This is a genomic window from Magnetospirillum sp. LM-5, from assembly GCF_902729445.1.
Classification (GTDB): Bacteria; Pseudomonadota; Alphaproteobacteria; order Rhodospirillales; family Magnetospirillaceae; genus Magnetospirillum.
The window spans coordinates 241575-266985 of sequence record NZ_CACVCE010000012.1; the positions used below are offsets into that span (position 1 = coordinate 241575).

The following is a 25411-nucleotide window of genomic DNA, read 5'->3' on the forward strand; positions in this document are numbered from 1 at the left end:
CGTTCAAAGAAAAGGGCCCGCCGACGATGCGGCGGGCCCTTCCCAGTCATCGGAACCGTTTTAGCCGCGATTCATGCGGTTGTCGATCAGATCATCGACCACGGTCGGATCGGCCAGGGTCGAGGTGTCGCCCAGGGTGCTGTAATCGTTCTCGGCGATCTTGCGCAGGATGCGGCGCATGATCTTGCCCGAACGGGTCTTGGGCAGGCCCGGCGACCACTGGATCAGGTCGGGGCTGGCGATCGGGCCGATTTCCTTGCGGACCCAGGCCACCAGTTCCTTGCGCAGGTCTTCCGACGGCTCTTCGCCCTGGATCAGGGTGACATAGGCATAGATGCCCTGGCCCTTGATCTCGTGCGGATAGCCGACGACGGCGGCCTCGGCCACCTTCGGATGGGCGACCAGGGCCGATTCGACCTCGGCGGTGCCCATGCGGTGACCGGACACGTTGATGACGTCGTCCACGCGGCCGGTGATCCAGTAATAGCCGTCGGCGTCGCGCCGCGCGCCGTCACCGGTGAAGTACAGGCCCTTATAGGTCGAGAAATAGGTCTGACCGAAGCGCTCGTGGTCACCGTAGATGGTGCGCATCTGGCCCGGCCAGCCCGGCTCGGCCAGGCACAGATTGCCTTCGACGGCGCCTTCCAGCACCTTGCCCTCGGCATCGACCATCAGCGGCTTGACGCCGAAGAACGGACGGGTGGCCGAACCCGGCTTCAGGGCGGTGGCGCCCGGCAGCGGGGTGATCAGGATGCCGCCGGTCTCGGTCTGCCACCAGGTATCGACGATCGGGCAACGGTTGTCGCCGACGACGCGGTGATACCAGGTCCAGGCTTCCGGATTGATCGGCTCGCCGACCGAACCCAACAGGCGCAGGCTCTTGCGGCTGGTCTTCTTGACCAGTTCCTCGCCTTCGCGCATCAGCGAGCGGATGGCGGTGGGCGCGGTGTAGAAGATGTTGACCTGGTGCTTGTCGACCACCTGCCAGAAGCGCGAGGCGTCCGGATAGGTCGGAATGCCTTCGAACATCAAGGTGATGGCGCCGTTGGCCAGCGGACCGTAGACGATGTACGAGTGGCCGGTGACCCAACCCACGTCGGCGGTGCACCAATAGATGTCGCCCTCGTGGTAGTCGAAGACGTACTGGTGGGTCATCGAGGCATAGACCAGATAGCCGCCGGTGGTGTGCAGCACGCCCTTCGGCTTGCCGGTCGAGCCCGAGGTGTAAAGGATGAACAGCGGATCTTCGGCGTTCATCTCGGCCGGCTTGTGGGTGGGGGCGGCCTTCTCGGTCAGGTCGTGGTACCAGCTGTCACGGCCGGTGACCATGTGGATGTTGCCACCGGTGCGCTTGACGACGATGACGTTCTTGACCGACCAGCAGGTCTCCAGCGCCTTGTCGACATTGGCCTTCAGCGGCACCTTGCGGCCGCCGCGCAGACCTTCGTCGGCGGTGATCACCAGCGAGCTGTCGCAATCCTGGATGCGGCCGGCCAGGGCGTCGGGCGAGAAGCCGCCGAACACGATCGAGTGGATGGCGCCGACGCGGGCGCAGGCCAGCATGGCGACGGCGGCCTCGACGATCATCGGCAGATAGATGGTGACGCGGTCGCCCTTCTTGACGCCCAGCGCTTCCATGGCGTTGGACAGACGGCACACCTGCTCGTGCAGTTCACGGTAGGTGACGTGCTTGGATTCGTTCGGGTCGTCGCCTTCCCAGATGATGGCGGTCTGGTCGCCGCGCTTCTCGAGGTGGCGGTCCAGGCAGTTGGCGGCGACGTTCAAGGTGCCGTCTTCGAACCACTTGATGCTGACGTCGCCCGAATAGCTGACGTTCTTGACCTTGGTGTAGGGCTTGATCCAATCGATGCGCTTGCCGTGCTCGCCCCAGAAGCCATCGGGGTCCTTGACCGACCGGTCATACCACTCCTGGTAGGTCTTCTCGTTGATCAGCGCATTCTTGGCGAATTCCGCGGGAACCGGAAAAAGGTCGGCCATGTCGGTTTGTCTCCACTCGATTATGGTTTTGCCCGTAGGAAGGGGGAGGCGGGCTTTGTTGTTAACCCCGGTGCAGGCGGGGATTATGGTCAAGTTGTTGGAATGACTCAACCCCCTGGACGCAATAAACGACAGATTCCCCCGTGCTGCAGCGCAACATTGTAACGCCGTTGTCAGCGGATGGTCACTCTGGGGCGACCACCATTCCATCCTCGATGGAAACCGGCACGGCGACCAGCGAGCGGCCCTTGCAGGGGCCCAGGCGGCACAGCCCGGTGGCGGGGTCGAAGCGGGCGCCGTGCATCGAGCATAAAATCTCGGTCTTGGACAAATCGAGGAAATGGTCGGGTTCCATTTCCAGCGGTGCGCCGACATGGGGGCAGCGATCGACGAAGGCGGTGACGGACGGGCCCTGGCGGACCACGAACACCGCCTCGACCTGGCCGTTGATGGTCAGGCGGAACGGTCCCTTGGCGCCCTTCTTCGGCAGGTCGGCCAGGGCGCACAGAGTGCGGCGGCAAGAGTTGGCGAGTCTAGGGTCTGTATTCTGCATTGACGTTGTCGCGCTATATATAGTAACGTAGACCTTGATTCCATTTTGCGTTGACTTTGCTGGCTCCCTGCGGCTGAATTCCGGCCCGGCGGAAGCCAGAGTGGATTCAACCGCGGACGAACGCAATGCAATACAAGACGCCTTCCGACGAGCCCTGGACTCCCGCAGACCCCCAGACATTGAAAGACTTGGCGCATATCACGGCAACCGCCGGACACAATGCGTGTGGGGAGCCTCCGAATACGGGAATCACCTTCAAGGACGCCTGCGACATCCTGGCGTCGCTGGCGCGGCAAAACGAAAGTGTGACGCATATCATTCCTGATAATCTGGGCTGATTTTTTTTGCCTTCAATGTCCCTTTATACGAGAATAATTCATGGACAATTGCCTTCCCGAGGGAGTTGAGGGCGAGGAAGTGATATGGACCCAGGCCCAGAATCTGCGAATCATAATGCAGGATTGTCTGGCCGAGTTGGCGATTCAGGGCAGAATATCCATGGCGGTCACGCTAGACGTGATCAGGCGCTGGCGCCGCGACGTCCTCAGGCTTGAAGATGGCCAGCCAAAGGGTGTGCATCCGGTCAAGTACATTGCCTATCAGGTTTTCTGGATTCGGAAGCTGAAGCCTGTTTCCGACGCTTACCGCATTTCAGACTTGAAGCAGCGAGAGGCTCTGGGGGATCGGGTGCTGGCGACCCGCGAGATCATAACGATCAATGAGCGGTTGGCGGTCCATGTGGCGGTGAAATCGTTGCGACGGTGGGCGACGACCGGCAAGTATCCCTTGCCGAAGGGGGGTGACGGCGAGCAGTGGACCCCGCTTGACGTCACAATCCTGGACGAGCATCTGCACGAATATCTGAAGTTTCCCGATCAGCCGGAGCGCAAAGGCTCGACCTACGAGAACCTGATTTACAATCAGCGTTTCAGGACCTTCGGTCCCCACCACCTGAGCCACATTCTGGACCAGGCGGTGTTCGGCACCCTGCGCGAGCAGGCGTTCCGTTCAGCCCACGCCCCCCAGCCCGCACAGGATGTCCCATGATTGGTCGTCGATGGGCATGACGCTCAGGCGCGATTGCTTGATCAGGGCCAAATCGGCCAGGCGGGGGTCGGCCTTGATGGCGGCCAGGGTCACCGGGTTGGGGACCGGCCGCACCGCCTTGAGGTCCGGGCACACCCAGCGCGGGTCGTCGGCGGTGGGGTCGGCAGTGGCCTCGCGCACCACCTCGACGATGCCGACGATGCGCTTCTCGTCGACCGAGTGATAGAAGAACGCCAGGTCGCCGACCTTCATCGCCTTCAGGAAATTGCTGGCTTGGTAGTTGCGCACGCCGGTCCAGGCGGTGACACCGTCCCGCACCTGATCGTCCCACGACCAGGCGCCGGGTTCGGACTTGACCAGCCAGCGGGCCATCAGGGCAGGACCTTCTTGTAGGGCAGCACGGTGACCGTCTCGAACAGGCCGGCCTTGGCATAGGGGTCGCCGGCCAGGAACGTGTCGAGCTCGGCGCGGGTGGCGAAATCGAGCACCAGCACCGAACCGACCATGCCGGTACGGTCCTCGGTCTGCACCGGGCCGGCCATCACCACCTTGTCCGGATGGGCCTTCAGGTATTCCAGGTGGTTGGCGCGGTTGTCCAGGCGCAGCTGCAGGCCGCCGGGCTTGTCTTGGCAATGAACGACATACATGGGGGCTCTCCTTCGCTTTATCGGGTCTCGGCCCTGAACGGCCGGTTCAGCAGGGCGGCGATGGCCTGGTCCAGGTCCTGGCCGCGATTGATGACGGCATCGACGCCGGCGCAGATCGGCATTTCGATGCCCAGGCGGCCGGCCAGTTCGACCACCGCGCCGGCACTCCACACCCCTTCGGTCACCGCGCGGCGGCTGGCCAGGATATCGGCCAGCGAGCGGCCTTCGCCAAGGGCGAACCCCAGGGAATAATTGCGCGATTGCGACGACGACGCGGTCAGGATCAGGTCGCCCAGGCCGGACAGGCCCATCAGGGTCTCGGCCCGGCCGCCCTTGGCCACCGCCAGCCGGGTCAGCTCGGCCAGGCCGCGGGTGATCAGGGCGGCGCGGGCATTGTCGCCCATGCCGCGCCCCTCGACGATGCCGCAGGCGATGGCCAGCACGTTCTTGACGGCGCCGCCGATCTCGGCGCCCACCAGATCGTCGGCCAGATAGGGGCGGAAGGTCGGCGTGCCGACCGCTTCGACCAGGCGTTTGCCCAGCGCCTGGTCGGCGCAGGCCAGGGTCACCGCCGTCGGCAGGCCGCGCGCCACCTCGATGGCGAAGGTCGGGCCCGACAGTACGGCGATGGCGGCGGTGGGCAGTTCGGCTTCCACCACCTCGGTCATCATCGCCAGCGTGCCCTGCTCGATGCCCTTGGCGCAGATCACCGCCGGGGTGCCGGGGCGCCACAGCGGGGCCAGGGCGCGGGCGGTGGCGCGCAGGTGCTGGGCCGGGGTGACCAGCAGCACCACCCCTTGGGCGGCGATCTCGGCCAGGTCGATGGTGGCGCGGATGCCGCATTCCAGCGCGATGTCGGGCAGATAGGCCGCGTTGGCGCGGGTGGCGTTGATCCCGGCCACCACTTCCGGCTCGTGTGCCCACAGCACGACGTTGCGCCCGGCCCGGCGGATGGTGGCCGCCAAAGCCGTTCCCCACGCCCCTGCGCCGACGATGCCGATGCTGTCCATGCTGTTCCTCCGTGATCCCTGCCTGGGTTATGCCCCGAGCCGGTCCGGCGGGCAAGTTCCGGCAGATTGACGGCGACACTTTGTGATATGGAGGAAGCATGACCGACCGCCCCCGCCTTCGTCTCTTCATCCCCGCCGACCTGGCCGCAGGCGCCGTCCTGACCCTGGGCAAGGACCAGTCGCATTATCTGGCCAATGTCATGCGGGCCAAGGTGGGCGAGATGGTGCTGCTGTTCAACGGCCAAGACGGCGAGTGGCTGGGCGCGCTGGCCGATGTCGGCAAGAGCGCGGTGCGCCTCACGGTCGGCGCGCAGACCCGCCCCCAGGCGCCCGAGCCCGATCTGTGGCTGCTGGCGGCGCCGTTGAAGAAGGACAATACCGATCTGGTCGCCGAAAAGGCGGCAGAGCTTGGGGTCAGCCGCCTGTGGCCGGTCTTCACCCGGCGCACGGTGGCGGCCCGCGTCAATACCGACCGCCTGCGCGCCCACCTGATGGAAGCGGCCGAGCAGTGCGAGCGCCTGACCCTGCCCGAACTGGCGGAGCCGGCGGCACTGGACAAGGTGCTGGCCGACTGGGACCAGGCGCGCACCTTGATGTTCCTTGATGAAAGCGGATCGGGCCCGCCCTTGGCCCAGGCCTTGCCGCAATCCGGCCCGCTGGCGGTACTGGTCGGCCCGGAAGGCGGCTTCGCCCCCGAGGAACGCGCCTTGCTGGCCACCTGCGCCTTTGCCCGGCCGGTGTCGCTGGGGCCGCGCATCCTGCGGGCCGAAACCGCCGCCATCGCCGCCCTGGCGGTGGTTCAAGCCATCGTCGGGGATTGGCGGACGCCGCCCCGAGGGGCATAATCCGCACCCCCGACCCGGAGATTTCCATGCCGCCGAAGATCAACCCGCTGAAGCTCAATCCCCTGCAGTCGAAGACCCTGGTGCTGTTCCAGGAACTGGCCAAGTCCGACGAGACCAGCAACACGCTGGAAAGCGGCGACAAGGTGCTGACCACCCTGCCGCAGCCGCACGGCAACCATTTCCATGTCGGGCGCAAGGTGGTGATGACCGCCGATGCCACCGGCCTTGCCAATCAGGCGGTGTGGGTGGCGCTGGAAAGGAAGGGCCTGATCCGCGGAACCTTCCCCTATGCCCTGACCCTGACCAAGGCCGGCCAGGACTACGATACCGGCCTGGCCGACAAGATCCTGCACGGCTCCGATCACTGACCCAGCACGAAATGGAAGACGGTGCCGCCGCTTGCAGCCTCGTCGACCCAGATGCGTCCGCCGTGGCGTTCAACGATGCGCTTGCACATGGCCAGGCCCATGCCGACGCCGGGGATGGCGCTGTGGGTGTGCAGCCGCTTGAAGATGGTGAAGACCTGGGTGCGAAATTCCGGGGCGATGCCGATGCCGTTGTCGGTCAGGCTGAAATGCCAGCTTAAGCCCTCGGCCCGGCATTCCAGGGCGATGACCGGGGCGGCCTCGGGGCGGCGGTACTTGATGGCATTGCCGATCAGGTTCTGGAACAGCTGGATCAGCTGGATCTCGTCGCCGGTGACCACCGGCAGCGCCGGGATGGTCAATTGGGTCCCGGAATCGGCGATGGCTGCCCGCAAATTGTCGCCGACCACCGCTAAGACCTTGTCCAGGCTGACCGGCTCGAAATGCTCGACCAGCGCGTTGACGCGGGAATAGTCCAGCAAGCCATCGACCAGCGCCACCATCTGCTTGGCGCCCCGGACCACGAAGCCGACGATGTCGGCGCCGTCCTCGCCCAATTGGGGGGCGTAGCGGCTTTCCAGCAATTGGGCGAAGCGGATCACCGTGTTCAGCGGCTCGCGCAGATCGTGCGAGGCGGCATAGGCGAAGCGTTCCAGGTCGGTGTTCGACCGGCTCAGCGCATCGATGGTGCGGGTCAGCTGGTCCTGGGCCTGTTTGCGTTCGTCGATGTCGCGCACCACCACCAGCAGCCGCTCGGGGCCGTCATCGATGAAGGCGCGGCGCATACTGACCTCGACCCAGAACAATCGGCCGTCCATGCGCCGGGCGTACCATTCGAAGCATTGCGGTCCGTCGGCCGAGCGGGCGATCCAGGCCATGGCCTCGGCCTCGCCATAGGGCGGGCTGCCTTCGCTCAGGTCGTTGACGCGAATATCGGCCAGGGCCTCGGTGCGCAGGCCGTACATGTCGCGCATCCGTTGGTTGGCCATCAAGATGGTCCCGGTGTCGGCATCGTGGATGAAGATGGCGTCGCTGATATTGTCGAAAATGGTGCGGAAGCGCTGCTCGGACATTGCCAGCCGGTCCAGGGCGCCCCGCAGCTCGGCGGTCTTGATGCGGACCCGGCGCCTAAGCGACCATGCCCATGCCGCCAGGCCCAGCCCGGCAACCACCGCCATAATGGCCGCGACGGTGACATTGTGCCGCCATTCCTCGTCCTCGGCGCTGATCAGGCCCTGGCCCAGCCAGCGTTTGTCGATCTCTTGCCGCTCGGCGGCGCTGATCTGGGCGAAGCCCTGCTCGATCAGGCGGAAGGTCGCGGTCTGGCCCTTGCGCACCGCCCAATGGAACTGGCCGGTGTAAAGCGGCGGCGAGGTCAGGAACCGGCGCTCGAGTCCCTTCTTGGTCAGGAAATAGATCGCCGGCGGCTTGTCGATGCAGAACACCTTCAATTCGGCGGCGGCGGCGGCGTCGGCCATCGCCTCGTAGCTGGGATAGGGCTTGACGGTGTCGATGCCCCTTTCCGCCAGGACGTCGATGCAGGCGTCGCCGGCCTTGACCCCGACGGTGAAGCCCTTGACGGTCGAAGCGTCCTTGATGCCCGACAGATGGGCGTCGAACACCAGCGGCACGTCGATGGTGGCGTAGGGGCCCGAGAAATCGTAGATCTTCTCGCGCGCCGGGTTGCGGAAGATGGTGTCGATGGCGTCGGCCTTGCCGGCGTTGAATTCGGCCAGCGCCTGGCCCCAATCCAGGCCGCGCAGGGTGACCGGAATGCCGGTCTTCTTGGACCACAGCGCCCAGACATCGACCAGGATGCCCTGCAGATTGCCGCCGCCATCCTTGAAGACGTAGGGCGGATAATTGTCGTCCATGACCACGGTGATCGAGCCAGGCGCGGCGCCCGTGGGCCATGGAAAGGCCGCCATCGCCAAGATGGCGAAAGCTGCCAACAGGCCCTTCAACGGCCGCATGCCCATCGTGACGCCCCTATGCCGCCATACATCCGGAAGGGTATTCCCTTGGCAATAGCACGGCTAGGGAAATTTGGAAGACATTGTTCGCCTGGAATACAATTTTCTTGACGATTTTTGTTTCCATGGTGAACAATATCCTCACGCTCAGGAGCCGCCCATGACCGCCCGCCGCAAGCCTGCCATCATCGAGACCGGATCGCTGTCCTACGGCATGCTGCCGGGATTGCTGGGCTTCCACCTGCGCCGCGCCCAGGTGTCGCTGTTCAAGCATTTCGCCCGCACGGTGGGCCAGGTGGCCGGCATCACGCCGGGCCTGTTCGGCATGCTGCAGGTGATCGCCGCCAATCCCGGCCTGGCGCAAAGCCGCCTGGCCGAGGCGATGGAGGTCGAGCGTTCGACCATCGTCAAGGTTGTCGACCAACTGGAAGCGCGCGGCCTGATCGTGCGCGAGCCGTCGGCGGTCGATCGCCGCTCGCATTGCCTTGAGCTGACCGAGCTGGGCCGATCCGAGCTGGCCCGCATGGAGCAACTGGTCCTGGCCCACGAGGCCGAGCTGGCCGCCAGATTGACGCCCGAGGATCGCCAGGAACTGACCCGCCTGCTGATCCAATTGGCCGACTGACAACCCAAGGAGAGCGCGCTTTGAAATCCATCCTGGCCCTGACCGTCAATGGCCGTCGCCGCGAGGACCTGGTTCCCGACGGCATGCTGCTGATCGATTACCTGCGCGATTTCGCCGGCCTGACCGGCACCAAGCAGGGCTGCGACGGCGGCGAATGCGGGGCCTGTACCGTGCTGGTGGACGACCGCCCGCGCCTGGCCTGTTCGACCCTGGCCCATCAGGTGGCGGGCAAAAGGGTCGAGACAGTCGAGGGACTGACCCGGTCCGGCCGGATGAGCGCCCTGCAGCAGGCCTTCCACGAGAAGCTGGGCACCCAGTGCGGCTTTTGCACGCCGGGCATGATCATGGCGGCCGAGGCCTTGCTGCGCAAAAACCCCGATCCCAGCCGCGAGCAGATCAAGGCGGCCCTGGCCGGCAATCTGTGCCGCTGCACCGGCTATGTGAAGATCGTCGAATCGGTGGAAGCCGCCAAGGGGGTAAGCCCATGACCGCCCGCAAACTGGACAAGGCCGCGCGCACCGGCAATGTCGGGGTGCCGACGCCCCTGGTCGACGGAATCGAGAAGGTCACCGGCAAGGCCAAATATACCGGCGACATGAAGGCCACCGACGCCCTGGTCGGGCGCATTCTTCGCAGCCCACATCCCCATGCCTTGATCAGGTCGATCGATCTGTCGGCCGCCCTGGCGCTGGACGGCGTCGCCGCCATCTGCACCTGCGATGATTGCGACAAGCCTTACGGTGTGCTGCCCATCGCCGAGAACGAATATCCGCTGGCCAAGGGCAAGGTGCGCTACCGCGGCGACCCGGTGGCGGCGGTGGCCGCCATCGACGAGGAAACCGCCGGCCGTGCCCTGAAGCTGATCCGCGTCGAGTACGAGAAGCTGCCGGCGGTGTTCGAGGCCAGGAAGGCCATGGCTCCGGGCGCGCCGGTCCTGCACGACGACAAACCCAACAACGTGCTGCGCGACGTCCACAACGAGTTCGGCGATGCCGAGGCCGGCTTCAAGGCCGCCCATCTGGTGCGCGAGAAAAGCTTCCGTTTCGCCGAGATCAACCATGCCCATATCGAGCCCAACGCCACCCTGGCCGAGTTCGACGCCGAACGCGGCACCCTGACGCTGACCACCACCACCCAGGTTCCCTATTACGTCCACCTGAAGGTGGCCCAGTGCCTGGAGATGGACACGGCGCGCATCCGCGTCATCAAGCCGTTCCTGGGCGGCGGCTTCGGCGCGCGCACCGAGACTTTGCACCACGAGATCATCGCGGCCCTGCTGGCCCGCAAGGCGCAAGGCACGGTGCGGCTGATGCAAACGCGCGAGGAAACCTTCATCGCCCATCGCGGCCGCCCCGACACCGAGATCAAGCTGAAGCTGGGCCTGACCGAAGCCGGCCGCATCACCGCCTGTCATATGGAGGTGATCCAGCGCGGCGGCGCCTATGCCGGCTATGGCATCATCACCATCCTCTATTCCGGCGCGCTGCTGCACGGGCTTTACGACATCCCCAACATCAAGCATGACGGCTGGCGGGTCTATACCAACACGCCGCCCTGCGGCGCCCAGCGCGGCCACGGCACCGTCGATCCCCGCGCCGCCTTCGAGGCGCTGCTGAACGAAATGGCGGTGGAATTGGGCCTGGACCCGGCCGATGTGCGCCGGGTCAATCTGATCGGCGCCATCCCCTACACCACCCTTTATGCCCAGAAGGTGATGAGCTACGGCCTGCCGGAATGCATCGACAAGGTGGTGGCGGCGTCCGGCTGGACCGAGCGGCGCGGCAAATTGGGGCGCGGCCGGGGCTTGGGGCTGGCCTGCTCGCACTTCGTCTCGGGCACCTCGACGCCGAAGCACTGGACCGGCGAGCCGCACGCCACCGTCAATCTGAAGCTGGATTTCGACGGCGGCATCACCATCCTGACCGGCGCCGCCGACATCGGCCAGGGCTCGAACACCATGGTCGCCCAGGTGGTCGGCGAGGTGCTGGGCGTCGATTGGGGCCGTCTGAAGGTGATTTCCGCCGACAGCGCGCTGACCCCCAAGGATAACGGCTCGTACTCGTCGCGCGTCACCTTCATGGTCGGCAATGCCGGCATCGACGCCGCCAATGCCTTGAAGAAGGTGCTGGTCGAGGCGGCGGCCAAGAAGCTGGACGCCCATCCCGCCGACATCGAGGTCGAGGGCGAGCTTTATCGCGTCGCCGGCGGCCAGGACCCGGGCCTGGCTTTCCAAGAGGTGGTCAAGGCCGCGCTGATCGACACCGGCACCCTGACCGTCAAGGGCACCTTCACCTGCCCGACCGAGTTCATGGGCGACAAGAAGATCCGGGGCAGCGCCATCGGCGCCACCATGGGCTTTTGCTATGCCGCCCAGGTGGTCGAGGCCAGTGTCGACGAGGTGACCGGCAAGGTCACCGCCCACAAGGTGTGGGTGGCGGTCGATGTCGGCCGCGCGCTCAACCCGCTGGCGGTGGAAGGCCAGATCCAGGGCGGCGTATGGATGGGCATGGGCCAGGCGATGAGCGAGGAAACCCGCTACGACGAAGGCCGCATGCTGCATGGTAATCTGCTGGATTACCGGGTGCCGACCATGGCCGAAAGCCCGGACATCGAGGTCTTCATCGTCGAAAGCATCGACCCCAACGGCCCGTTCGGCGCCAAGGAAGCCAGCGAGGGCATGCTGGCCGGTTTCCTGCCCGCCGTGATGGACGCGGTGTACGACGCCGTCGGCATCCGCCCCGATACCCTGCCGCTGACGCCCGACCGGATCACCGAATGGCTGGACGCCACCCAGGAGGCCGCCCAATGAACCTGATGCCCGACCTGAAGACCGTCCGCCCCGCCAGCCTGCCCGAGGCCTGCAAGGCCCTGACCGAGGCCGGCGCCCACGCGGTGGCCGGCGGCACCGACCTTGTGCCCAATCTGCGCCGTGGTCTGTTGGAACCGGCCGTCCTGGTGGATTTGACCGCGCTTGAAGGTTTCGCCGCCATCGAACCCGCCGCCGAAGGCGGCCTGCGGCTGGGCGCCGGGGTCACCCTGGAAGCCATCGCCGAGAACCCGGATGTGCTGGCCACCTATCCGGGCCTGGCCCAGGCGGCGCTGGGGGTGGCCGGGCCGACCCACCGGGCGGCGGCGACCTTGGGCGGCAATCTGTGCCAGGACACCCGCTGCGTCTTCTATAACCAAAGCGAATGGTGGCGGGAAGGCAACGGCTATTGCCTGAAGCTCAAGGGCGACAAGTGCCATGTGGTGGTGAAAAGCGACCGCTGCTACGCCACCTATCACGGCGACGTGGCGCCGGCCCTGATGGTGCTGGGCGCCACCGCCGAAATCGCAGGACCCATCGGCAAGCGTACGCTGCCGTTGGGCCAGTTGTTCGTCGAATCGGGGGCGGCCCACCTCGCGCTCAACCCCGGCGAGATCGTCTGTGCCATCCACCTGCCGCCGGCCGATGGCCTGCGCTCGGCCTATGAAAAGGCCCGGGTGCGCGACGCCGTCGATTTCCCGCTGGCCGGCATCGCCGTGTCCTTGCGCAAGGATGGCGCGACCATCGCCGCGCTCAAGGTGGCGGTGACCGGGACCAATTCGGCCCCGGTCATGGTTCCCACCGACGGATTGATCGGCAAGGCCTGGGATGGCGACGCCGCCAAGGTCCTGACCGAAAGCGTGCGCAAGACCAGCCTGGTCTTGAAGACCACGGTGATGGGCGCCAAGTACCGCCGCAGGGTGGCGCAAGGCCTGGCCAAGCGCCTGATCGACCGGTTGTGGGAAGACTGAGATCATGTCACTGACCGCCATCGGGCACGCGCCCTCGGACGACCAGCAGGTGCTGGAGGCGGCGGCCGGCTGGCTGGCCGACGGCGACCCGGTGGTGCTGGCGGTGGTGGTCTCGACTTGGGGCTCGGCGCCGCGCGGCGTCGGGTCATACATGGCGGTGCGCGAGGACGGGCTGTTCGCCGGCTCGGTCTCGGGCGGCTGCATCGAGGCCGCCGTAATCGAGGCCGCGCAAGACCTGGACCAGCCGATCCAGGTGATGGATTTCGCCATCGACGACGACACCGCGCGGCGCGCCGGCCTGCCGTGCGGCGGCAATGTGGTGGTGGCGCTGATCCGGCCCGATTCCGTTTTGCTGGCCCGTCTGGCCCAGCGCACCGCCCAGCGCCAGCCGGCCGCCCTGGTGATCGACCTCGCCTGCGGCCAGCAGACCCTGGTCGATTCCGTCGGCAATCACGGGCATCTGGCCCTGTCGGCCGAGGTGATGGCCGATATCGGCCAGCGCCTGGCGAGCGGCCAGTCGGGCTGCCCGACCGAGGGCCTGTTCGCCCGCATCCACGAGCCGGCCACCGTGCTGGTGGTGGTCGGCGCCGTCCACGTCACCCAGTCGTTGGTGGCCATGGCCGAACTGGTCGGCTTCAAGGTGGTGGTCGTCGATCCGCGCCGCGCGTTCGCGACGCCGGAACGCTTTCCCGGCGCCACTTTGATCAGCCGCCAGCCGGAAGAGGCGCTGCCCGAGCTGATCCTCGATTCCCGCACCGCCATCGTCACCCTGGCCCATGTCGCCGCCCTGGACGACGCCACCCTGATCCGTGGGCTGGATTCGGACGCCTTCTATGTCGGCGCCCTGGGCAGCCGCCGTACCCACGCCAAGCGTCTGCAGCGTCTGGCCGGGCTGGGGGTGGGCGCGGAAGCGCTGGCCCGCATCCATGCGCCCGTCGGCCTGGATATCGGCGCGGCCAATCCGGCGGAAATCGCCGTCTCGGTCCTGGCCCAGATCATCGCCGCCCGGCGGGGCAAGCCGTCGCAGCGGGAATCATGAAGACCGCCGCCCTGGTTCTGGCCGCCGGTCTGGGCACCCGCATGGGCGGCGGCAAGATGATGGTGGAATGGAACGGCCGGCCGTTGCCGGTCTGGCCGGTGATGGCGGCGACCCAGGCCGGTTGCGATCCGGTGGTGGCGGTGGTCGGCCCGGACAGCGGCGAGCTGGATTCGGCCCTGCTGTCGGCCGGAGCCAGGGTGATGGTCAATCCCCGCCCCGGCGACGGCCAGGCCTCGTCGCTGGTGTGCGGATTGGCGGCTGTCGGTGGGGCCGATCGCTTGTTCGTGCTGCTGGGCGACATGCCGCTGGTCGGACCGCGCCACCTGCGCGCCCTGATGGCCGCCCTGGACCATGCCGGCGGCGCAACCATCGCCGCCCCGGTCTTCCAGGGGCGGCGCGGCAATCCGGTCTTGTTCGACAAAAGCCATTTCGCCGCTCTGGCGGCGCTGTCGGGCGACCAGGGTGCCCGCGCCCTGATCGGTGGGCCCCATACCATCCTGGTCGAGATGCCCGACGCGGCGGTGTTGGCCGACATCGACACCCCGGAAGACCTGGCGACCCTTGGCGGCTAAGCGCTTCCATTGCGGGTTGCGTTTGGATAGAGTGGCCCTTCAAACGCGCATTGATCGTTGATCATGCTCTGCTGGAGGGTGCGATGGGCAAGAATATCGTCATCTGCTGCGATGGAACCTGGAACACTCCCGACCAGCGGGTCGATGGCGTGCCGGTGCCGACCAACGTGGTCCGCCTGTTCAATGCCCTGGCGCCGGCCGACAAGAATGGCGTCGCCCAGCACAAATATTACCATCCGGGCGTCGGCACCGACGGCACATGGTGGGAAAAGGCCATGGGCGGCGGGGCCGGGGCCGGGTTGGACCGCAACGTCCAAAGCGCCTATCGCGAATTGTGCGACTATTACCGGCCCGGCGATGCCATCTTTCTGTTCGGCTTCAGCCGCGGCGCCTATACGGTGCGCAGCCTGTCGGGCCTGATCAATCGCTGCGGATTGCTGGATACGTCGGGCCTGGCCGACGACGTGGCCTGGCGGCGCGTGCAGCACCTGTTCGACACCGGCTATCGCAAGGGCGGCACCTTGGACACCGCCGGATGGCAGTTCCACGGCCCCGGCGGCAGCCAGCCCACCAAGGCCGACATCCCCATCCGCTTCCTGGGGGTGTGGGACACCGTCGGCGCCCTGGGCATTCCCGACGACATGGCCTTCCTGAATCTGCTGGATCGGCTGAAGGACTACACCTTCCACGACACCACGCTTAACCCCCACATCGTGACTGCCCGCCACGCCATCGCGCTGGACGAGATGCGGGCCACCTTCCAGCCGACCCGCTGGGTTGCCGGGCCGAAGCAGGATGCCAAGGAAATGTGGTTCCCCGGCGTGCACAGCGATGTCGGCGGATCGTACCGCGAGGCCGGGCTGGCCAATGGCGCCCTGTTGTGGATGATCGAAGAGGCGGAAAAGTGCCACCTGGAATTCGCGAAGCCGATGCGCGATCAGATCACCGCCAGCCACCTGGACGTCATCCATGATTCCTGCGACGGCGTGTTCAAGCTGCTGGCCACCCAGCCGCGCGCGGTTCCCCGCCTTGAGCCGACCAATTCGGTCCTGCACGCATCGACGCTCGACCGCCTGGTGGTTCCGCCGATCGAGCAGGCCCCCTATCGGGTGCAGCGCGATCTTAAGCCGGGCGACGCACTGACCCTGGCGATCTATGCCCGCGAGCCGTGGAACGAGACCGGACTCTGGCTGGAAAAGGGCCGCAAATACACCTTCGCGGCCGAGGGGCAGTGGCTGGATTCCAAGGTCACCGCCGGGCCGGGCGGAACCAGCGACGGCAAGTTCCAACTGGGCGAGATCGCCCATGTCGCCGGCAGCCTGTGGGGTTTGGCGGAAGAGGCCTTCAAGTCGATGGCCGGCAATCCCAGCGCCGATTTCCGCGGCACCCGTCGCCACGAAACCTCGCCGTGGTTCTGTCTGATGGGGGCCGTCGCCAATGGCAGCCAGCCCGGCACTCCGGCCCAGCACGAGACCTTCGAGATCGGCGAGGGTTGCACCTATACGCCGAAGGAATCAGGCTATTTCTACGCCTATGCCAACGATGCCTGGGGCTTCTACGGCAACAACCGCGGATCGGTGCGCCTGACGGTGAAGTAACCGGCGTGCCGCTCAGTTGGTCTTGGATTCGGCCTGGAGCTGGGTGATCTTCTTGCGCATCGCGGCCAGAAGGCCGTCGACGGTGCCGCCATTGGCCTGGATCACCGAGGAATATTCCGCGCGGTGGGTCTGGGCCATCGAGGCGCCTTCGACCTTGATGTCCAGCACGCGATAGGTGGCACCGGCCTTGCGCACGCGCCAGCCGACATTGATCGGGTCCAGCTTGTCGCGCTTGATGCGCGACTCGACCTGGAGGTCGCCGTCGTTCTCGTTGGCGATGGCCAACACTTCCAGCGTCTCGCCGGAATAATCCTTGAAGCGTCGCGCCCAGGTATAGACCTGGATATCCTCGAACAGCCCGACGAAGTCCTTTTGCTGCTCGGGCGTGGCAACGCGCCAATAGCGGCCCAGGACCAGCTTGCCGATCTCGGGGATGTCGAAATTGTCGACGAACAGGGTGCGGAACCGCTTGGTGCGCTCGTCGTCGCTCAGGCCCTTGGCCGCCACGGTGGTCATGGCGGTGTCGGCCAGCTTGACGATGAAATCCGTGGCAGCCGGATCGGCGAAGGCCGACACCGGCGACGACACCAGGGCGAACGTGCTGACGATTGCGGCCAGAAGGTGACGACGGCTCAGCATCGGATCAACGCTTCTCCTGCGACGGCGCGGTCTTCAGATCGACGGTGCCGTTCTTGACCTCGGTGGCGCGAATCTGGCGGTACATCGAGCGCAGCGACGCGTAATAATCCAGCGAACCACGCTCGATCTCGTCCAGCTTGTCGAGATAACGCTCGCGCTTGTCCACGCCGTACATGCCGGCGCGGGTCCAGATCGCCCAATCCTGGCCGACACGGTCCAAATGCAGGTTCAGCGGATCGACCAGCCATTCGGCGGCCAGGCCGACGGTGTCGCGCGGGTTGCTCGGGCCCAGGATCGGCAGCACCAGATAGGGGCCTTCGCCGATGCCCCACACCGCGAAGGTCTGGCCGAAATCCTCGTCATGGAAGGGCAGGCCGCCGGGGGCGGCGACGTCGAACAGGCCTGCGGCCCCGAAGCCGGTGTTGAAGGCGAAGCGCATCGCCGTCTGCATGGCGCGGTCGGGCTGGCCCTGCAACAGGTCGTTGGCCAGGATGATCGGGCTTCTGAGATTGTTCAGGAAATCGCGGACGCGCTCGCGGCCGAAGGCCGGCACGACATGGCGGTAGCCCTGGGCGACCGGCTTCAGCAGCGCCTTGTCGACAACCTGGTTGAATTCGAAGATCGCACGGTTCATCGGCTCGAGCGGGTCGTTCAACTGCTCGAACTCGGCCACGGCCTCCTTGTCGTCGGCAGGAGGCGGCGAGGCGCAGCCGGCCATCAGGGCCAGCGAAACCAGGGAAACGGCGAGACGGGAGAGCGCGGCGCGAGGAATGAAGGTTGGCATGTCGATTCTTCGGATACCCAGTTTGACCTTCTTGTTTTACGAACTCGTGCACGAATACACAAGCAGGCGAACGCCGTCGAATGGTTCCCGGCGCAATTGAGGTAACACGTTCCTTACGCGAACGCCAGGGGGGATGAGTCGATTCGGGCCAGGCCCTTGCCACACCGATGCATTTCGGCAACAGCCGTGTCGGGTCTTGGCTGCATTTTCGCTTCTATTTCGCATAAAGATATGTTTATATCTTTCTGACGGCAAGGTCGGAGGTGTTGGGTGGAACGTGTCCTGTCAGGTTTGCGCGCTGCGGCCGAGCCCACGAGGCTGCGGCTGCTGTCGTTGCTGGCCCAGGGCGACCTGACCGTCAGCGAGCTGACCCACATCCTTGGCCAAAGCCAGCCCCGGGTCAGCCGGCACCTGAAGCTGATGTGCGATTCCGGCCTGCTGGACCGCTTCCCCGAAGGCGCCTGGGTGTTCTACCGGCTGGCCGCCACCGGCGCCGGCGCCGACCTGGCCCGCTCGTTGCTGCCGATGTTGCCGGCGGGGGACACCACCTTGACGCTGGACCGCCAGCGGCTGGACCAGGTGCGCGCCGCGCGGGCGGCCCGGGCCCAGACCTATTTCACCGAAAACGCCTCGCGCTGGGACCAGATTCGTTCGCTGCAGGTCGACGATGCCCAGGTCGAGCAGGCCCTGGTCGCCACCCTGGCCGGGCGCCAGGTCGCCGATCTGGTCGATATGGGCACCGGCACCGGCCGCATCCTGGAAGTGCTGGCCCCCCACATCCAGCGCGGCGTCGGCATCGACCTGTCGCGCGAAATGCTGGCGGTGGCGCGCGCCAATCTGGAACGGGCCGGCTGCCGCCATTGCATGGTCCGCCAGGGCGACATCACCCAATTGCCGCTGGCCGATTCCTCGGCCGACGCGGTAACCATTCATCAGGTGCTGCATTATGCCGCCGAGCCGGCCCGCGTGGTGGCGGAAGCCGCCCGGGTGCTGAGGCCCGGCGGCCTGCTGGTTCTGGTCGATCTGGCCCCGCACGCGCTGGAATTGCTGCGCGACCAGCATGCCCATCGTCGCCTGGGCTTTTCCGATGCCGAGGTGGACGGCTGGCTGAGTGCCGCCGGCCTGAAATCCGACGGCCAGACCCGCCTGGCGGGCGATCCCTTGACCGTGGTCCTGTGGCGGGCCATCAAGTCGTGAAACCCCGGCAAGTCGTGAAACAAGGAGCATATCCGGTGAACTCCCCCCTTCCCATCGCTGCCGCCTCGGCCCAGCCGGTCAAGGTTTCCTTCGAATTCTTCCCGCCCAAGACCGAGAAGATGCAGGAAACCCTGTGGGAATGCGTCAAGCGGCTCGAGCCCTTGGCGCCGGCCTTCGTCTCGGTGACCTATGGCGCCGGTGGCACCACGCGCGAACGCACCCACGACACCGTGGTCCGCATCGCCCGCGAGACCAGCCTGAAGCCGGCCGCCCACCTGACCTGCGTCGGCCATGTCCAGGGCGAGGTCGATGACATCGCCCGGCGCTATTGGGATGAAGGCATCCGCCACATCGTGGCCTTGCGCGGCGACGCGCCGGAAGGATCGGGGGCCTATGTGCCGACGCCCGGCGGCTATGGCTATGCCGTCGATCTGGTCCGCGGCCTGAAGCGCATCGCCGATTTCGAGATTTCGGTGGCGGCCTATCCCGAGATGCATCCCGACGCGCCGTCGGCCGCCTTCGATCTCGACAATCTAAAGGCCAAGGTCGATGCCGGCGCCACCCGGGCCATCTCGCAATATTTCTTCGACCCGGCGGTGTTCCTGCGTTTCCGCGAGCGTGCCGTCGCGGCCGGCATCACTGTGCCGATCGTGCCGGGCATCCTGCCGGTGACCAATTTCGCCCAGGTGCAGAAATTCTCGGCCGCCTGCGGCGCCTCGGTGCCGGGCTGGATGGCCACCTTGTTCGAAGGACTGGACAACGACCCGGAAACGCGGCGCCTGGTCGCCGCCACCGTCGCCGCCGAGCAATGCCGGGCGCTGGCCGCCGACGGCGTGTCGGACTTCCATTTCTACACCCTGAACCGCGCCGACCTGGCTTATGCGATTTCGCATATCCTGGGCGTTCGGCCGCGCTGATCCGTTCCGTCATCGCCGGGCTTGACCCGGCGATCCATGGATGCCCGGATCACGTCCGGACATGACGAAGACTATAAGGAACCGACATGACCAATATTCTCGACCATCTGTCCGACCGCGTCTTGTTGTGCGACGGCGGTACCGGCGCCCTGGTGCAGGCGATGAACCTGTCGGTGGACAAGGACTTCCTGGGGCTGGAAAACTGCACCGAGATCCTGGTCAAGTCGCGCCCCGACGTCATTCGCGGCATCCATGCCCGCTATTTCGAGGCCGGCGCCGACATGGTCGAGGCCGACACCTTTGGCGCCAGCCCGGTGACCCTGGCCGAGTTCGGCATCTCTGGCCAGGCTTTCGATCTCAACAAGACCGCCATCGAGCTGGCCTGGGAGGCGGCCGAGCAGTTCAAGGCCGACGGCCGCGCCCGCTTCGTGCTGGGCGCCATCGGGCCGGGCACCAAGCTGCCCAGCCTGGGCCATATCGGCTATGACGAGCTGGAAGCGGCCTATGTGACGCAAGCCGCCGGCCAGATCGCAGGCAACGTCTCGGCCTTCCTGGTGGAAACCTGCCAGGACCCGCTGCAGATCAAGGCCGCCGTCAATGGCTGCAAGATCGCCTGCGCCCAAGCCGCCAAGGACATTCCCATCCTGGTGCAGGTGACGGTGGAAACCACCGGCACGCTGCTGGTCGGCGCCGACATCGCCGCGGCCGCCACCGTGGTCCATTCGCTCGGCGTGCCCAGCATGGGCCTCAATTGCGCCGCCGGCCCGCAGGAGATGCTGGAACACGTCAAGTGGCTGGTGGAAAACTGGCCCGGCTTCATCTCGATCCAACCCAATGCCGGCCTGCCGGAACTGGTCGATGGCCAGACCCGCTATCCGCTGCTGCCCGACGAGTTGGCGGTGTGGCACGAACGCTTCGTGTCCATGGGCGTCAACCTGCTGGGCGGCTGCTGCGGCACCCGGCCGGAACACATTGCCGCCACCCACGCCATGCTGAAGAAGGTCGGCAACGGCACCCGCCCCAGCCCGGCCAAGCGCACGTCCCATTGGGTGCCGTCGGTGGCGTCGCTTTATTCACAGGTGCCGCTGCGTCAGGAAAACGCCTTCCTGGCCATCGGCGAGCGCTGCAACGCCAACGGTTCCAAGAAGTTCCGCGACCTGCAAGATGCCGAGGACTGGGACGGCATCACCGCCATGGCCCGCGAGCAGGTCAAGGAAGGCAGCCACACCCTGGACGTCTGCACCGCCTTCGTCGGCCGCGACGAGGTGAGCGACATGACCGAGGTGGTCAGCCGCCTGCGTGGCGCCGTCACCACGCCGCTGGTGGTCGATTCCACCGAGTTGCCGGTGCTGGAAGCGGCGCTGAAGCTGTATGGCGGCAAGGCCATCTTGAACTCGATCAATTTCGAGGATGGCGAGAAGGACGCCGAGAACCGCCTGATCCTGGCGCGCAAGTTCGGCGCCGCCGTGGTGGCGCTGACCATCGACGAAGAGGGCATGGCCAAGGATGCCGATTCCAAGATCCGCATCGCCAAGCGGCTTTACGATTTCGCGGTGGTCAAGCACGGCCTGCCGGCGTCGGACCTTTTGTTCGACCCCTTGACCTTCACCATCTGCACCGGCAACGAGGACGACCGCAAATTGGGCGTCGAGACGCTGGACGCCATCGAGCGCCTGGCCAAGGAACTGCCGGAATGCGGCATCGTGCTTGGCCTTTCCAACATCTCGTTCGGCCTGAAGCCGGCCGCTCGCCAGGTGCTGAATTCGGTGTTCTGCGACCATGCGGTCCGGCGAGGGATGACCGGGGCCATCGTCCATGTCTCGAAGATCGTGCCCTTGCACACCATCGCCGCCGACGAGGTCAAGGCCGCCGAGGATCTGATCTTCGACCGCCGCACCGAAGGTTACGACCCGCTGCAGGCGCTGATCGCCCTGTTCGGCGACCGCAAGGCGGCCGACAACAAGAAGGAACTGCCGGCCTCCATCGAGGAACGCCTGAAGGCTCGCATCATCGACGGCGACCGCACCGGCCTGGACGACGACCTGGCCCGCGCCCTGGCGGAAGGCTGGAAGCCGCTTGCCATCATCAATGACCTGCTGCTGGACGGCATGAAGGTGGTGGGTGAATTGTTCGGTTCCGGCAAGATGCAACTGCCCTTCGTGCTGCAATCGGCCGAGACCATGAAGGCCGCCGTCGCCTTCCTCGAGCCGCACATGGACAAGGCCGAAGGCAGCGCCAAGGCGACCATCGTGCTGGCCACCGTCAAGGGCGACGTTCACGATATCGGCAAGAATCTGGTCGACATCATCCTGACCAACAACGGCTACAAGGTTCACAATATCGGCATCAAGCAGCCGATCGGCGACATCATCAAGGCGGTGCGCGAGCACAAGCCCGACGCCATCGGCCTGTCGGGCCTGTTGGTCAAGTCCACCGTCATCATGAAGGACAACCTGGAAGAGCTGACCGCCCAGGGTATCGACATCCCGGTGCTGTTGGGCGGTGCGGCGCTCACCCGGCGCTATGTCGAGGAAGATTGCCGTGCCGCCTATGGCTCCGGGCGGGTCGCCTATGCCCGCGACGCCTTCGACGGGCTGGACCTGATGAGCAAGGTCGCCGACAGCACCTTCGATGATCTGGTCAAGGCCCGCGGCATTGGTCCCAAATCGGGCAATTCCAAGCGTATCGGCCAGCCCAAGCTGGAAAGCGCGCTCCGCCCGGTCGATTGGGACGAGGTCGCCCTTCGCCGCGCCGAACTGCACAAGGACGTCCCGGCCCCGCTTCCGCCGTTCTGGGGCGCCAAGGTCATCGAGAACGTGCCGCTGCAGAACCTGGCGCCGTTCCTGAACGAGACCATGCTGTACCAGTTCCACTGGGGCTATAAGAAGCAGGGCCGCACGCTGGACGAGTTCAAGGCCTGGGGCGCCAAGGAACTGAAGCCCATCGCCCTGGACCTGTTGAAGCGTTGCGCCAAGGAAGAGATCCTGAAGGCCCAGGGCGTCTATGGCTATTGGCGGGCGGCGTCGGATGGGGATTCGGTGGTGCTGTTCCAAGAGGACGGCAAGACCGAGGCCGCCCGCTTCGCCTTTCCGCGCCAGGGCAAGGACGGTGGTCTGTGCATCGCCGATTTCTTCCGGCCGGTATCGGACCCGGTGCGCGACGTCATCGGCCTGCAGGTGGTGACCATGGGCAAGCGCGCCACCGAAATCGCCGACCAATGGTTCAAGGCCGACAAGTACCAGGATTACCTGTACCTGCACGGCCTGTCGGTCGAGATGGCGGAAGCGATGGCCGAATATGTCCACAAGCGCATCCGCGCCGAGCTGGGTTTCGCCGCCGAGGATGCGGCCGAGATGGACAAGCTGTTGAAGCAGAACTATCGCGGTTCGCGCTTCTCGTTCGGCTATCCGGCCTGCCCGAAGATCGAGGATCAGGCGCAATTGCTGGCGCTGCTGGGGGCCGACCGCATCGGCGTGACGCTGTCGGACGAGTTCCAGCTGGACCCCGAACAAAGCACCAGCGCCATCGTGACGGTCCACCCGCAGGCGAAATATTTCAGCGTGTAGGGGTGGGGAAGCTGGCCGCCGCGAATGCGGCGGTCAGTTGACCGCCTCAGCGGTTCCGTCCGCGGGGACAATCCAGGGCTCTGCCCCCGCGCTTCTTGTCCCCAAGAGTGCACTTGGGGACTACCGCTTTGCGCCCAGGACGGTCGTTGAGGATCCCTATCACAAATGCCGATAACGGACATTGGGGCAGCACACCTCCGCTGAGGTGCGTGTATTTTCTGGAATCGAGCCAGCTTCAGGTCGCGATCAATGGGGGCCAGTTTCCATCAAGAACTGGATCAACAGGATGCCGCCCGAGAGAACACCAAGCCCGAGGGCGACGATTGTGGCAGTGTAGAACAGCGCATCGCCCAGCTTCCGCCTTTTGGGGGAGGACAACGCCGTGACGAGTCGGTCATAACCGAACAGTTGATAGAGCAAGAGGATCAGCGGCAGCGCAATGAACAAGGCGCCCGCCGTCACGCTGTCCACGATATGCTCACTGACCATCCGGTCGTACAGGACGCCACCCTTGTAGCGCGACGGCCAGCCGGCAAATAAATCGTAGGCGCTGGCTGCCACAGCCAAAAATAAGGCCGCCGCTCCGATGATGGTCATAGCCCTACGGTGCGACAACTGCATCTTCCCCCCAAATCAGGCTACGCGAAATCCAAATCATTTCACACGAAATCACAGGGCAATCAAGAGGTGTGAAATTCTCAATCAACACCTTGAAAAAAATTGCCACTCCATGCTGGATTCGAACCAGAGCGCAATCACCTGAACTGATCTGCCTATCTGTTGGGACGGGTGTTCCTGGCCTTCGTGCGCCTGACGGCTGGAGATGGGTACCGAAGTGTGTTTCAAATTGCCACTTGTTCAGCGAAGGCGGGTATAGCCTGGAGAGGAAAAGTGATTGTCTACGATCTGCGCGAAGAAGCACGCCTGATATCGTTGATTCATCTCATTGCGCCGCTGGCTCTTTGCCTCGGCGCAGTGTGGTTTGCACCTCGATCGGTTCGGGCTTGGCTGCCCGATGCGCTGGTCGATTCAGCGCGGCCTCTAACATTCGTCTTCGGTCTCGCCGCCGGTGTCCTCGGGTGGATGGAATACGACGAACGCAGCCAAGCCGACGCGTTGGTAGAGCGGTGTCTTCTGGGGGGCTGCCTTATGAAGGAAGGTCCCGTATACGACGTCGAACGGGTCCGTCAAATATCTTCAGGCACTCGTTACCTTGCGCCGATGCGGGGTGGCTATTTCAAGGTCGACGACACCCTCTACGCCCATTATCCCCGTGAACAATCCAACTACAGCCCGGCAAACCTCCTGCGCGAGGGGGAGCCGGTACGTGTCTATAGTCTGGACGGAGTGATCGTCCTCGTAGAGGTCGGGGGCTGAGGTGGCGATGCGCGCGGGGATTACGGGGCCAGTGCACCTAAATCGAACATCTGCTCTCCCACCCTCCAATTTCCCAAGCCCGCCCTTCCGCTTCCTGCCCGATCATCCGTAGCGGCGGTATGTTTTCGGCGCGGCTCCGCGCAAGGTGCGGACCCGCACGCGGCGTGGGGCTTCCCAGGCGTTGGCCGGCGGGCGACGTGTCCCTTGAAATGGACGTTTCTTCATGGGCGTGTAATCCTGCCATCAGCAACCCGAGAGAGCTTTGTCGTGGTGGAGGTGTCATGCCTAAGTGGGGGCCAATTCTCGCCGGTGTCATGCTCGCCATGGGCAGCTTATTGGCCCCGGCGCATGCTGAACCGGGCGACTTGGTGGGTGAATATCGTCTCGTTGGCGAGCAGGACGCCGCATCCGCGATCTCGCTACGACCGGATGGTCGCTACAAGCTGTTCATGATGATGGGGACGGTCGATGAAATCGACGAGGGGCGTTGGAGGGTCGTCGGGTCGGAGGTACGCCTTGGGTCGACGACACCTGTCCGCGACCCGCAATATGCGTTGGTGAAGTCAGACAAAATCGACTTTCCGGGGGTCGTGGTCGAGTTCGAAGGCGCAGGAGGGAAGGCCCCTTATTACACGAGTGTCAATCTTCATACGAGCACGGCGGTCATTCGAGCAAACGAGGGCGGGCACAATTATATGCGGTCGCGCCAAGCCAGCGCTCCGATCGAAAAAATCAGCCTGCAGCCAATTGGAGTGCTTCGGCGCTATTTAACGTCCGAATTCCCCGTGACTGACCCGTCGCATAACCATTTCGTATTCCACGCGGAAATCGGGAACTATGGTTATGCGCCGATGGATAAGTCCCGTGTGCAAATCGGCGTTA

25 protein-coding genes are annotated in these 25411 nt (G+C 65.4%); 16 read left to right on the forward strand and 9 right to left on the reverse strand.

The genetic code is table 11. From position 1 onward, the window contains the following. Nucleotides 1-60: 60 nt before the first annotated feature. Together acs and MTBLM5_RS07235 are read right to left on the reverse strand one after the other, a co-directional pair. Nucleotides 61-1998, reverse strand: coding sequence for an acetate--CoA ligase (gene acs / locus MTBLM5_RS07230; protein WP_173975109.1), 1938 nt, complete (start codon nt 1996-1998; stop codon nt 61-63). 184 nt (nt 1999-2182) lie between these two features. Continuing rightward, nucleotides 2183-2551, reverse strand: coding sequence for a Rieske 2Fe-2S domain-containing protein (locus MTBLM5_RS07235; RefSeq protein ID WP_173975111.1), 369 nt, complete (start codon nt 2549-2551; stop codon nt 2183-2185). A gap of 125 nt (nt 2552-2676) precedes the next feature. Between MTBLM5_RS07235 and MTBLM5_RS07240 the strand changes: the two genes are divergently transcribed. Continuing rightward, entirely contained in the window at nt 2677-2889 is a 213-nt protein-coding gene (locus MTBLM5_RS07240) for a hypothetical protein (protein WP_173975113.1), read from the forward strand. 40 nt (nt 2890-2929) lie between these two features. After that, a complete protein-coding gene (locus tag MTBLM5_RS07245; RefSeq protein WP_173975115.1) occupies nt 2930-3598 on the forward strand; it encodes a hypothetical protein in 669 nt (222 codons plus the stop codon). On the opposite strand, the gene MTBLM5_RS07250 is transcribed toward MTBLM5_RS07245, so the two are convergent. Genes MTBLM5_RS07250 through MTBLM5_RS07260 form a run of 3 tightly spaced genes read right to left on the reverse strand, consistent with a single transcriptional unit; the run spans nt 3560 to nt 5255 of the window. Beyond that, a complete protein-coding gene (locus MTBLM5_RS07250) occupies nt 3560-3970 on the reverse strand; it encodes an EVE domain-containing protein (protein ID WP_173975116.1) in 411 nt (136 codons plus the stop codon). The two genes, MTBLM5_RS07245 and MTBLM5_RS07250, sit on opposite strands and share 39 nt — an antisense overlap. After that, nucleotides 3970-4245, reverse strand: a complete 276-nt coding sequence (locus MTBLM5_RS07255) for a YciI family protein (protein WP_173975118.1) — start codon at nt 4243-4245, stop codon at nt 3970-3972. The genes MTBLM5_RS07250 and MTBLM5_RS07255 overlap by 1 nt, the downstream gene beginning before the upstream one ends. 17 nt (nt 4246-4262) lie before the next feature. Beyond that, nucleotides 4263-5255, reverse strand: a complete 993-nt coding sequence (locus MTBLM5_RS07260; protein WP_173975120.1) for an NAD(P)H-dependent glycerol-3-phosphate dehydrogenase — start codon at nt 5253-5255, stop codon at nt 4263-4265. A 98-nt stretch (nt 5256-5353) separates the two neighbouring features. Between MTBLM5_RS07260 and MTBLM5_RS07265 the strand changes: the two genes are divergently transcribed. Next, entirely contained in the window at nt 5354-6100 is a 747-nt protein-coding gene (locus tag MTBLM5_RS07265; protein WP_173975122.1) for a 16S rRNA (uracil(1498)-N(3))-methyltransferase, read from the forward strand. Nucleotides 6101-6126: 26 nt separating this feature from the next. Beyond that, on the forward strand, nt 6127-6468 hold the full coding sequence (locus tag MTBLM5_RS07270) for a hypothetical protein (protein ID WP_173975124.1): 342 nt from the start codon (nt 6127-6129) through the stop codon (nt 6466-6468). On the opposite strand, the gene MTBLM5_RS07275 is transcribed toward MTBLM5_RS07270, so the two are convergent. Continuing rightward, nucleotides 6462-8444, reverse strand: coding sequence for an ATP-binding protein (locus MTBLM5_RS07275; RefSeq protein WP_173975126.1), 1983 nt, complete (start codon nt 8442-8444; stop codon nt 6462-6464). The genes MTBLM5_RS07270 and MTBLM5_RS07275 overlap by 7 nt on opposite strands. Nucleotides 8445-8598: 154 nt before the next feature. Between MTBLM5_RS07275 and MTBLM5_RS07280 the strand changes: the two genes are divergently transcribed. From MTBLM5_RS07280 to MTBLM5_RS07310, 7 genes are all read left to right on the forward strand, one after another. Next, nucleotides 8599-9063 (forward strand): MarR family winged helix-turn-helix transcriptional regulator, encoded by a 465-nt coding sequence (locus tag MTBLM5_RS07280; protein WP_173975128.1) that lies wholly within the window; start codon nt 8599-8601, stop codon nt 9061-9063. 20 nt (nt 9064-9083) lie between these two features. Next, on the forward strand, nt 9084-9551 hold the full coding sequence (gene hcrC, locus MTBLM5_RS07285; RefSeq protein ID WP_173975130.1) for a 4-hydroxybenzoyl-CoA reductase subunit gamma: 468 nt from the start codon (nt 9084-9086) through the stop codon (nt 9549-9551). Then, nucleotides 9548-11872, forward strand: coding sequence for a 4-hydroxybenzoyl-CoA reductase subunit alpha (hcrA, locus tag MTBLM5_RS07290; protein ID WP_173975132.1), 2325 nt, complete (start codon nt 9548-9550; stop codon nt 11870-11872). The genes hcrC and hcrA overlap by 4 nt, the downstream gene beginning before the upstream one ends. Beyond that, nucleotides 11869-12840, forward strand: coding sequence for a 4-hydroxybenzoyl-CoA reductase subunit beta (hcrB, locus tag MTBLM5_RS07295; protein WP_173975135.1), 972 nt, complete (start codon nt 11869-11871; stop codon nt 12838-12840). Before hcrA ends, hcrB begins: the two co-directional genes overlap by 4 nt. A gap of 4 nt (nt 12841-12844) precedes the next feature. Then, entirely contained in the window at nt 12845-13879 is a 1035-nt protein-coding gene (locus tag MTBLM5_RS07300; RefSeq protein ID WP_173975137.1) for an XdhC family protein, read from the forward strand. Next, nucleotides 13876-14451 carry an NTP transferase domain-containing protein gene (locus MTBLM5_RS07305; protein ID WP_173975138.1) on the forward strand — a complete coding sequence of 192 codons (576 nt, stop codon included), beginning with the start codon at nt 13876-13878 and terminating at the stop codon, nt 14449-14451. The genes MTBLM5_RS07300 and MTBLM5_RS07305 overlap by 4 nt, the downstream gene beginning before the upstream one ends. 83 nt (nt 14452-14534) lie before the next feature. Then, nucleotides 14535-16049, forward strand: a complete 1515-nt coding sequence (locus tag MTBLM5_RS07310; protein WP_173975139.1) for a DUF2235 domain-containing protein — start codon at nt 14535-14537, stop codon at nt 16047-16049. A 12-nt stretch (nt 16050-16061) separates the two neighbouring features. Here the strand turns inward: MTBLM5_RS07310 and MTBLM5_RS07315 are convergent, their stop codons facing one another. Further along, complete coding sequence (locus tag MTBLM5_RS07315) at nt 16062-16688, reverse strand: phospholipid-binding protein MlaC (protein ID WP_173975141.1); 627 nt, start codon at nt 16686-16688, stop codon at nt 16062-16064. 4 nt (nt 16689-16692) lie between these two features. Continuing rightward, nucleotides 16693-17472 carry a VacJ family lipoprotein gene (locus tag MTBLM5_RS07320; RefSeq protein WP_173975143.1) on the reverse strand — a complete coding sequence of 260 codons (780 nt, stop codon included), beginning with the start codon at nt 17470-17472 and terminating at the stop codon, nt 16693-16695. A gap of 270 nt (nt 17473-17742) precedes the next feature. On the opposite strand from MTBLM5_RS07320, the gene MTBLM5_RS07325 reads away from it, so the two are divergent. The 3 genes from MTBLM5_RS07325 (at nt 17743) to metH (ending at nt 23152) form a co-directional block, all read left to right on the forward strand. After that, entirely contained in the window at nt 17743-18669 is a 927-nt protein-coding gene (locus MTBLM5_RS07325; protein ID WP_173975145.1) for a metalloregulator ArsR/SmtB family transcription factor, read from the forward strand. 35 nt (nt 18670-18704) lie between these two features. Beyond that, nucleotides 18705-19586 (forward strand): methylenetetrahydrofolate reductase, encoded by an 882-nt coding sequence (metF, locus tag MTBLM5_RS07330; RefSeq protein ID WP_173975147.1) that lies wholly within the window; start codon nt 18705-18707, stop codon nt 19584-19586. 86 nt (nt 19587-19672) lie between these two features. Then, a complete protein-coding gene (gene metH / locus MTBLM5_RS07335) occupies nt 19673-23152 on the forward strand; it encodes a methionine synthase (protein ID WP_173975150.1) in 3480 nt (1159 codons plus the stop codon). 246 nt (nt 23153-23398) lie between these two features. Here metH and MTBLM5_RS07340 read toward each other — a convergent pair whose 3' ends face one another. Beyond that, entirely contained in the window at nt 23399-23749 is a 351-nt protein-coding gene (locus MTBLM5_RS07340) for a hypothetical protein (protein WP_173975152.1), read from the reverse strand. Between the two features lie 294 nt (nt 23750-24043). Between MTBLM5_RS07340 and MTBLM5_RS07345 the strand changes: the two genes are divergently transcribed. Then, nucleotides 24044-24529 carry a hypothetical protein gene (locus MTBLM5_RS07345; protein WP_173975154.1) on the forward strand — a complete coding sequence of 162 codons (486 nt, stop codon included), beginning with the start codon at nt 24044-24046 and terminating at the stop codon, nt 24527-24529. 281 nt (nt 24530-24810) lie between these two features. Beyond that, nucleotides 24811-25411, forward strand: a 601-nt coding sequence (locus tag MTBLM5_RS07350; protein WP_217424986.1) for a hypothetical protein, incomplete at its 3' end; no start/stop codon positions are given.